Here is an 8842-nt window from a genome sequence, read left to right as displayed (position 1 = left end):
CCCCCCCCCCCCCCCCCCCCCCCCCCCCCCCCCCCCCCCCCCCCCCCCCCCCCCCCCCCCCCCCCCCCCCCCCCCCCCCCCCCCCCCCCCCCCCCCCCCCCCCCCCCCACATCGCTGAGCCCTCCACAGGCTCGGCGCCCCTCCACATACCCGGCGACCGGACCCCGCCGGGTCGCGCCGCCGTCCACGGTGGCGCGGTGGCCCGTGACCTCGCCCGTCTCCTCGGCTCCTACGGCGTCGGCCGGGTGACCGACCTCGCCGGGCTGGTGGACCGGCACACCGTCGGCCGCTGGGTCGCCTCCGGGCGGCTGCTGCGACCCCACCGCGGCGTCGTCGCCCTGCCCGACGCCTGGGACGACTGGCAGACCCGGGCCCTCGCCGGCGTCCTGGCCGTCGAGGGCACGCTCGGCCACTGGACGGCGCTGGCCGTGTGGCGGGTCGTCGAGGGCCACGGTCCCGTCCATCTGTCCGTCCCCGCCGGCCGCCGCGCGCCGGCCGGTCGCGGGCTGGTCGTCCACCGCGTGCGTGACCTGGTCCCCGACCGCCTCGGCCCGTTCCCGGTCACGCTCCTCCCCCGCTCCCTCGCGGACAGCTGGGGCGCGGCGCACGGGCGCGAGGGCTCCCGGCGTGCGGTGGAGCGGGTACGCGGGGCGGTCATCGCGACGCTGCGAGACCGACGCGTCACCCCGGCGCAGCTGCGGGCGGAGGTCCTCCGGCGGCCCGCCCTGCCCGGACGGCGGGAGCTCGAGGTGCTGGTCGGCCTGGTCGAGCAGGGCTGTCAGAGCGAACTGGAGATCTGGGGTGTCCGCGAGGTGCTCCGTGGCCCCGGCATGCCGCGGTTCGTACAGCAGCACCCCGTCGTCCTGCCCTTCGGCACCGTGTACCTGGACGCCGCCGTCCCCGAGGTGGAGGTGGCTGTCGAGCTCGACGGGGCGGCCTTCCACGGGAGCGCCGCCGACCGGGAGCGGGACACCCGGCGGGACGTCGCGCTGGCTGCCCGCGGGTGGGTCGTGCTGCGGTTCAGCTACCGCCGGCTCACCTACGAGCCGGAGGCCTGCCGGCGGGAGATCCTCGCCGTCTGCCGGGCCCGCCGGGGACTGCTCGTCCCGGGGTGATGTGCACCTGCGGCGCATCCTCGACGGGAGGTGCGCCACGTCCGCACATCACCCGGCCCCAGCGCACAGCCCCGGCCCCGGGAACGCGAACGGCCCGCCTCCCTGTCGGGGGGCGGGCCGTCGGCGAGTGCGGTGGTTACGCGCTCTTCTCGCGCGGGGCGCGGGAGGGCTTGCGAGGCACGATCGTCGGGTTCACGTGCTCGAGCACGACCTCCTTGGTGATCACCACCGAGGCGACGTCCTCACGGCTGGGCACCTCGTACATCACCGACTGGAGGACCTCCTCCATGATCGCCCGCAGGCCACGGGCGCCGGTTCCGCGGAGGATGGCCTGGTCGGCGATCGCCTCGAGCGCGTCGTCGGTGAACTCCAGGTCCACCCCGTCGAGCTCGAACAGCCGCCGGTACTGGCGCACCAGGGCGTTCTTGGGCTCGGTGAGGATGTTGATCAGCGCCTGGCGGTCCAGCTTCTCGACGCTGGTGATCACCGGGAGCCGGCCGATGAACTCGGGGATCATGCCGAACTTCAGCAGGTCCTCGGGCATGACCTCGCCGAAGACGTTGGCCTCGTCCATCTCCTTCTTGCTGCGGATCTCCGAGCCGAAGCCGATGCCCTGCTTGCCGGCCCGCGCCTCGATGATCTTCTCCAGCCCGGCGAAGGCGCCGCCCACGATGAACAGCACGTTCGTCGTGTCGATCTGGATGAACTCCTGGTGCGGGTGCTTGCGACCGCCTTGCGGGGGCACCGAGGCCGTCGTCCCCTCGAGGATCTTCAGCAGCGCCTGCTGCACGCCCTCGCCGGAGACGTCGCGGGTGATCGACGGGTTCTCGCTCTTGCGGGCGATCTTGTCGACCTCGTCGATGTAGATGATCCCGGTCTCGGCTCGCTTGACGTCGTAGTCGGCGGCCTGGATCAGCTTGAGGAGGATGTTCTCGACGTCCTCACCGACGTAGCCGGCCTCGGTGAGGGCGGTGGCGTCGGCGATGGCGAACGGGACGTTGAGCATCCGCGCGAGCGTCTGGGCCAGGTGCGTCTTGCCGCAGCCGGTGGGGCCCATCAGCAGGATGTTGGACTTGGCCAGCTCGACCGACTCGTCCCGGCTGCCGGCGTTGCCGGCCTGCACCCGCTTGTAGTGGTTGTAGACCGCCACCGAGAGCGCGCGCTTGGCCTTGTCCTGGCCGATCACGTACTGCTCGAGGAAGTCGTGGATCTCCTTGGGCTTCGGCAGCTCGTCGAACTTCAGGTCCGACGACTCCGAGAGCTCTTCCTCGATGATCTCGTTGCAGAGGTCGATGCACTCGTCGCAGATGTAGACCCCGGGGCCAGCGATGAGCTTCTTGACCTGCTTCTGGCTCTTCCCGCAGAACGAGCACTTGAGCAGGTCACCGCTCTCACCGATTCGTGCCACCTGCTGACCTCCACCTCGGGGAATCAGGCCCTGGTCTCAGGTACCTGCGTGTGAACTCTGCCGATGTCCCATGGTCCGGCCCCGCCTGTCGTGGTGCTCCGCGAGGCTCTCCTCCCGGCGCGGGGGCCGGGGATCGGGCGCTCGCCGACGGTACCTGCCGGCATCGGGCCCGGAGGGCGATGACTCGCCCGCCGGTGGGATGCCGACCACATGCGTCCCGTCCCCCTCGACGGTACGGGTCGAGGGCGCGACACGCGCCCCCTCGACCCGTACCGAATTCAGGGGATCAGGCCGGGAGGGCGTTCAGCTTCCGGCTCTGGATGACCTGGTCGACGATGCCGTAGGCCTTGGCCTCGTCGGCGGTCAGGATCTTGTCGCGCTCGATGTCGGTGCGGACCTGGTCGATGGACTGCCCCGTGTGCCGGGCCAGGATCTCCTCCATCTGGGACCGCACCCGCTGGATCTCGGCGGCGTGGATCTCCAGGTCCGACACCTGGCCACCGGACTCACCCGACGGCTGGTGGATGAGCACGCGGGAGTACGGCAGCGCCAGGCGCTTGCCCGGCGTCCCGGCCGCGAGCAGGACGGCGGCGGCGGAGGCGGCCTGGCCCATGCAGACGGTCTGGATGTCGGGCCGGACGAACATCATCGTGTCGTAGATGGCCATCAGCGAGGTGAAGGAGCCACCGGGCGAGTTGATGTAGATCGTGATGTCACGGTCCGGGTCGGCCGACTCGAGGGTGATGAGCTGGGCCATCACGTCGTTGGCCGACGCGTCGTCGATCTGCACCCCGAGGAAGATGATGCGCTCCTCGAAGAGCTTGTTGTACGGGTTGGACTCCTTCATGCCGTAGCTGGTCCGCTCCACGAAGGAGGGCAGCACGTAACGGCTGGAGGGCATCTGGAAGCTCATCGGTGTTCTCCTCGCAGCCGTCAGTTGTCGGTGACCGGGTTGGCGCTGTCGGTCATGGCCGCCCGGCTGACCACGTGGTCGACGAAGCCGTACTCGAGGGCCTCCTGCGCGGTGAACCAGCGGTCGCGGTCGGAGTCCTTCTCGATCTGCTCGATGCTCTGCCCGGTGTGGAAGGACTGCAGCTCGTTGAGCTCGCGCTTCGTGCGCCGGAACAGGTCGGCCTGGATGGCGATGTCCGAGGCGGTGCCGCCGACGCCGGCCGAGGGCTGGTGCATCATGATCCGCGCGTGCGGCAGGGCGTAGCGCTTGCCCTTGGTGCCGGCGGTCAGCAGGAACTGGCCCATCGAGGCGGCCAGGCCCATGCCGTAGGTGGCGACGTCGCAGTCGATGAACTGCATCGTGTCGTAGATGGCCATGCCAGCCGTCACGGATCCACCGGGCGAGTTGATGTAGAGGTGGATGTCCTGCTTGGGGTCCTCAGCCGACAGCAGCAGCATCTGGGCGGCCAGCTGGTTGGCGATGACGTCGTCGACCTGGCTGCCCAGGAAGATGATGCGCTCGCGCAGCAGGCGCTCGTAGACCGAGTCGTTGAGGTTCATCCCCCCGGCAGCGGCACGCATGAGCGGCGCGCCGGCCAGGTTCGGGTTGGTGCTCACGGGTGCGGTGACCTCCGTAGGACTGTGGTGCAAGGCTCGGTGGGCGGGCTGGGTGGTGCGGGGCCCGGGAGAGGCCCCCAGGGACGTCGTCCCCCGGTGCTCGCCGGAGTCTGCGTCGACCCTAACGCGGCGGCGGGGGGCGGCAGTCCCGGCGCGGGGGGTGTTCGCCGTGGGCGCAGCGGCGGTCGCGCTCTCGCCCGGGACGAGCGACGCCGCCCCTCCCCTGACTCGGGGTGGGACGGCGTCGCTCGTCGAACTCGGAGGGCCCGTCGTTCAGCTCTTGGCGGCGTCCTCGGTGCCCTCGGCCGCGGTGGTGTCGCCGGCCTCGGTGGTGTCGGCAGTGTCGGCGGCCTCGGCCTCCGGGGCCTCCTCCGCGGCGGGCTCGGCGGCGGGGGCCTGGACCGTGCGCGGACGCGCGGCCTCGAGGTCGACGACGTTGCCCGAGGCGTCGGTGATCGTCGTCTGCTCGAGCAGCTGGGCGAGGGTCTTGGTACGGCGGACGTCGGCGACGAACTCGGCGATGTTGCCGCCCTGCTGCAGCTGCTGGGCGTACTGCTCCGGGCTCATCCGGTTGCGCGAGGCCTGGGCCATGATCTGCGCCGAGAGGTCCTCGTTGTCGACGGTGACCTCACGGGCGTCGGCGATCGCGTCGAGGATGAACTGGGTGCGGACCGCCTCCTCGATGTTCTTGCGCTGGTCGGCGTCGTAGGCCTCGCGGCTCTCGACGCCGGACATCTGGAGGAAGCTGTCCCAGTCCATGCCGGCCTGCTGCAGCTCGCCGCTCATGGCCCGGTCGCGCCACTCGATCTCGCGCTCGACGACCTGCTCGGGGACGGGCACCTCGACGGTCGAGAGCAGGTGCTCGACCAGCTTGTCGCGGGCCTGCGCGCCCTGCTGCAGCACCTTGGTGCGCGAGAGCCGGGTGCGGACGTCGTCGCGCAGCTCCTCGAGGGTGTCGAACTCGCTCGCGGTGGAGGCGAACTCGTCGTCGAGCTCGGGGAGCTCCTTGGTCTTCACCGAGCGCACGGTGACGGTGACCTCGGCGTTCTGCCCGGCGTTCGGGCCGTTGAGCAGCGCCGTCTCGAAGGTCTTCGACTCGTCGGCGGACAGCCCGCGCAGGGCGTCGTCCAGGCCCTCCATGAGGCTGCCGGAGCCGACCTCGTAGGACATGCCGGTGGTCGAGCCGTCCTCGAGGACCTCGCCGTCGAGCTTGGCCTCGAGGTCGATGGAGACGTAGTCGCCGTCCTCGACCGGGCGCTCGACGGCGGTCAGCATCGCGAAGCGCTCGCGCATGACCGAGATCTGCTGGTCGATCTCCTCGTCGGTGACCTCGACGTCGTCGACGGTCACGGACAGGTCGTCCAGCGACGGCAGCTCGATCTTGGGGGCGACGTCGACCTCGGCGGTGAAGGCGAAGGTGTCGTTGTCGTCGAGGCGGGTGACCTCGATGTCGGGCTGGCCCAGGACGCGGACCTGGTTCTCCCGCACGACCTCGGAGTAGACCTCCGGGATGGCGTGCTGGACGACCTGCTCGAGCACCAGGGGCCGGCCGACGCGGGTGTCGATGACCCGGTTGGGCACCTTGCCGGGGCGGAAGCCGGGCACGCGCACCTGGCGGCCGAGCTCCTTGTAGACCTCACCGAAGGCGTGGTCCAGGTCCCCCCACGGCACCTCGATCGCCATCCGGACCCGCGTGGGGCCCAGTTCCTCGATGGTGCTCTTCACAGCGGCAGTGCTCCTCGATCGAAAGACAGGACGGGCGCCGGGCCGGTCCGACGGCGCCGGGTCGACCCACGAGTCTAGAGACGTCGCGGGAACGGACGCGGCGGCGGGAGGCGCACACGGAGCTCCACGACGTCGGGGTGGCGGGATTTGAACCCACGGCCCCCCGCTCCCAAAGCGGGTGCGCTACCAAGCTGCGCCACACCCCGTGGCACACCGAGTCTAGGGGGCCGCCGCGCTGCGGGCCGTCGGGCGGTGACCGGGCCCGGCACCCGGGCCTCCGACGACCGGAGGAGACGGTGTCGGAGCCGTTCCGTCACGGGGACGATCGACTCGCTGGGGTCGGTCGAGGGACGGCGGTACCGAGAGGTGCCGCCCCGCCGGCTCGATCCCAGGTCACTCCCCGGACGAGGCCACGAGTTCTCGCCCCCTCCGCAGCGGCGCACGGCATCCGCCTGACACACGGGCGACGCCGTCCGCCGATCGCGGCCTGCCGGGGACCGATCTCTGGGGGCCATGCCGCTCCTCACCCTGCACCTCCGCTGGGACGGGGTGACCTCCGGCCTCTTCCAGCTGGTGCTGCTCCTGGCTTCCTGAGAGGGGCTCCTGCCCGCCGGCTGCCTGTCACGGCGGCTCCGGCACCACGGCCCCACCCTCACCGCCATCGAGATGTGGGACAGCGCCGAGGCCGGCGATCGGATGGGCGACCTCGTGCACACCGTCCGCACGGCCGGTATCAACCAGCCGCCGCAATCGCTCCTGTTCTCCGTGCGCGCCATGCACTTGACCGCGTACCGGCGGCCGGCCGGGCTGCCTGCGATCGCGCCCCAGCCGGGGCCCCTGACCGCGAACACCTGCTGACCGGGTCCTCCGCCCGCGTCCACTGAGCCGACGTACCCGACCCCACGAGGAGTTCCCGTGTCCACCACCGCACCCCCCACCCCTGCAGCGACCGAGGCCGGCACTGTCCTCCCGGCGCCCCGCCAGAGCCCCGAGGTCACGGGTCAGACCGCCGCCGAACCAGCGGGCGCGCCGATGGAGGTCGACTGGGTCTACCCCGAGGTCCACTACGCGCTCGAGCACTGCCGCTTCTGCCGCCCGGTGTAGCGCGTCGCGACTGACCGGGAGGTCGCGACCGGAGGAGCACCCGCGGCGGTTAAGCTGTACCTGCACCGCCGCGGGTGTAGCTCAATGGCAGAGCCCCAGCCTTCCAAGCTGGCCATGCGGGTTCGATTCCCGTCACCCGCTCCACGCATCGACGGCGCGTACGTCCCGCGCGTCCGGGTTCAGGGCCGTCAACAGGCTCGCCGACATCCCCATCGCCGAGGCCCAGCACGCGCTCAAGCGCATGATGCTCGTCCACGGGAGAGGCGCACGGTGCTGAACGAACCGCAGTCAGGTCGAGGTTCCTTGGTTCGGATCCACTGCACCCGGTGCGTGGCGGGGTCCGGCCAGAGGCACAGCGGTCGAGTCATCCGGCGGCGCTGTCGGCCGGGTCGGCGAGCGTCACGTGGACCCAGACGTGCTTGCGGCCGTCGCGGGCGATCCAGCCGTGGGCGGCTCAGCCGCGCGACCAGGTGCAGCCCGAGGCCGCCGTGGGCGGGGTCTCGTCCGACGGCCGGGATGGGTGGCCGATCGCCGGCGGCGTCGCTCACCTCGAGCAGCCAGCCGGTACCGGCGGCGGCGACCGTGACGTGCACCGGCGGGCGGCCGTGCCGCAGCCCGTTGGAGACCAGCTCCTCGAAGATCAGCAGCACCGTCTCGACGGCGTCGGCGTCGGCCGCGATGGCCAGCGGACCGGCGCGCAGCGCGGTGTGCAGCTGCCCGCGCATCGCGGTGAGCTCGGCCGCGGCGCGCGGCGCTCGGCTCCACATCGGGCCCGGAGAGACGTCCGGCGGTGGCAGCTGCTCCCACTGTGCGCTCATGGCCTCGTTCCAGGGGCTGGCTGCCCTGTCCGTACTCGGGCCGCACCCGGGACGCCGCTGCGCCGCCACCTGGAATCGGCCGGTTCCGTCTGCTTCGGTTCCGTGACTAGGCCGTACCCGTCGACAGCGGCGTCCACGCGGCCGCGTCCGGGGTGGTTGCGAAGCCGACGGGCGTTCGACCGCGCCGTGCGGTGGGAGCGGGACGTGATCGTGCTGCACCGAGCGCGCTGCCGACATGCACGAGGCCACCGCGGCCCGGCTGACCGAGACAGCGCTGACCACGGTCGAACTCATCCCCGCCGGCGCACTGCGGGGGCACGCCGCGGTCGAGCACGACCGCGCCGGCGTCGCACGGGCCCGGGCCGCGGGTGGGCGCGCCCGGCTGACCGCGGAAGGCGTTGACGACGTGCCCTGGAGGTGGCCCGGTGAGGCAGGGAACGGCCAGGTGTTCCGCTGCGCCAGTGCACGCTGCCGGCGCCCCGAGATCGGAACCGCCGATGGCTGCTGCCACAGCCGCGGACCGGCCCGTTTCTCGGCCGGGGTGGGTAGCGTCCCGCGCGACATGCTCACCCGAGGTGGAGGACGGACGCGGTGACCGATGCGCTGAGGTCTCTGCTGCACGCGGTCCACCTGCTAGCGCCCGACGAGCTGGCCGGGACCGTGGCCGCCGCGGACACCGGGCTGGGTGTTCGGGAGGCGGTGCTCTACCTGGCCGACTACGGGCACAGCATCCTGCTGCCGGTGCCCGGCTCGGAGGTCCCGAGCGCCAGGAGCTGTCCATCGAGGGCACGCTGGCCGGGCGGGCGTTCCAGCGCGTCGAGGTGGTCGGCAGCGCCGCCGAGCACGGCCACCGGCTGTGGATGCCGCTGCTGGACGGGGTGGAGCGCCTCGGGGTGGCCGAACTCCTTCTGCCCGAGGAGCCCACCGGCGACCAGCGCGACGCCCTGCTGGCCTTCGTCACCCTCACCGCCGAGCTCCTAGACGAGTAAGTCCGAAGTCCGGTCAGTGGTCATAGGCGATCAGGGAGCGGGTGACTGGCTGGCCGGTGGCCCGGTTGTGCCAGATGGCGGCGGTGAGCGCGAGTAGCCGCTGAGCGACTCGGG

Annotated in this window: 9 protein-coding genes, 2 tRNA genes and 1 pseudogene; 5 read left to right on the top strand and 7 right to left on the bottom strand. The window is 72.0% G+C overall.

Annotated features, from left to right (window positions below):
- Positions 1-197: 197 nt before the first annotated feature.
- Complete coding sequence (locus ACI79C_RS25005; protein ID WP_456948405.1) at positions 198-1115, top strand: DUF559 domain-containing protein; 918 nt, start codon at positions 198-200, stop codon at positions 1113-1115.
- Between the two features lie 136 nt (positions 1116-1251).
- Here ACI79C_RS25005 and clpX read toward each other — a convergent pair whose 3' ends face one another.
- The 5 genes from clpX to ACI79C_RS24980 all read right to left on the bottom strand — a co-directional run bounded on the left by clpX (position 1252) and on the right by ACI79C_RS24980 (position 6023).
- A complete protein-coding gene (gene clpX, locus ACI79C_RS25000; protein WP_456948404.1) occupies positions 1252-2523 on the bottom strand; it encodes an ATP-dependent Clp protease ATP-binding subunit ClpX in 1272 nt (423 codons plus the stop codon).
- Between the two features lie 286 nt (positions 2524-2809).
- Entirely contained in the window at positions 2810-3436 is a 627-nt protein-coding gene (locus tag ACI79C_RS24995; RefSeq protein ID WP_456948403.1) for an ATP-dependent Clp protease proteolytic subunit, read from the bottom strand.
- 20 nt (positions 3437-3456) lie between these two features.
- A complete protein-coding gene (locus ACI79C_RS24990; RefSeq protein ID WP_456948402.1) occupies positions 3457-4092 on the bottom strand; it encodes an ATP-dependent Clp protease proteolytic subunit in 636 nt (211 codons plus the stop codon).
- Between the two features lie 273 nt (positions 4093-4365).
- A complete protein-coding gene (gene tig / locus ACI79C_RS24985) occupies positions 4366-5817 on the bottom strand; it encodes a trigger factor (RefSeq protein ID WP_456948401.1) in 1452 nt (483 codons plus the stop codon).
- A 132-nt stretch (positions 5818-5949) separates the two neighbouring features.
- Positions 5950-6023, bottom strand: a tRNA-Pro gene (locus ACI79C_RS24980).
- Between the two features lie 460 nt (positions 6024-6483).
- Here ACI79C_RS24980 and ACI79C_RS24975 point away from each other — a divergent pair.
- The 3 genes from ACI79C_RS24975 to ACI79C_RS24965 all read left to right on the top strand — a co-directional run bounded on the left by ACI79C_RS24975 (position 6484) and on the right by ACI79C_RS24965 (position 7065).
- Positions 6484-6675 carry a hypothetical protein gene (locus ACI79C_RS24975; RefSeq protein ID WP_456948400.1) on the top strand — a complete coding sequence of 64 codons (192 nt, stop codon included), beginning with the start codon at positions 6484-6486 and terminating at the stop codon, positions 6673-6675.
- Between the two features lie 57 nt (positions 6676-6732).
- Positions 6733-6921: a hypothetical protein gene (locus ACI79C_RS24970; RefSeq protein ID WP_456948399.1), complete on the top strand. Its 189-nt coding sequence runs from the start codon at positions 6733-6735 to the stop codon at positions 6919-6921.
- A gap of 70 nt (positions 6922-6991) precedes the next feature.
- Positions 6992-7065, top strand: a tRNA-Gly gene (locus tag ACI79C_RS24965).
- Between the two features lie 89 nt (positions 7066-7154).
- Here the strand turns inward: ACI79C_RS24965 and ACI79C_RS24960 are convergent.
- Complete coding sequence (locus tag ACI79C_RS24960) at positions 7155-7739, bottom strand: ATP-binding protein (RefSeq protein WP_456948398.1); 585 nt, start codon at positions 7737-7739, stop codon at positions 7155-7157.
- Between the two features lie 821 nt (positions 7740-8560).
- On the opposite strand from ACI79C_RS24960, the gene ACI79C_RS24955 reads away from it, so the two are divergent.
- Positions 8561-8728 (top strand): hypothetical protein, encoded by a 168-nt coding sequence (locus tag ACI79C_RS24955; RefSeq protein ID WP_456948397.1) that lies wholly within the window; start codon positions 8561-8563, stop codon positions 8726-8728.
- Between the two features lie 13 nt (positions 8729-8741).
- Here the strand turns inward: ACI79C_RS24955 and ACI79C_RS24950 are convergent.
- Positions 8742-8842: pseudogene (locus ACI79C_RS24950) on the bottom strand (IS982 family transposase); the annotation flags it as partial.

Source organism: Geodermatophilus sp. SYSU D00697 (assembly GCF_054050175.1).
Note: the sequence above shows the minus strand (reverse complement) of the source record. Positions and strands in the feature narration are given on the sequence as shown.

Coding starts and splice junctions, on each gene's coding strand:
- ACI79C_RS24995 (WP_456948403.1), bottom strand. CDS start 3,436: ATGAGCTTCCAGATGCCCTCCAGCCGTTACGTGCTGCCCTCCTTCGTG.
- ACI79C_RS24975 (WP_456948400.1), top strand. CDS start 6,484: ATGTGGGACAGCGCCGAGGCCGGCGATCGGATGGGCGACCTCGTGCAC.
- ACI79C_RS24960 (WP_456948398.1), bottom strand. CDS start 7,739: ATGAGCGCACAGTGGGAGCAGCTGCCACCGCCGGACGTCTCTCCGGGC.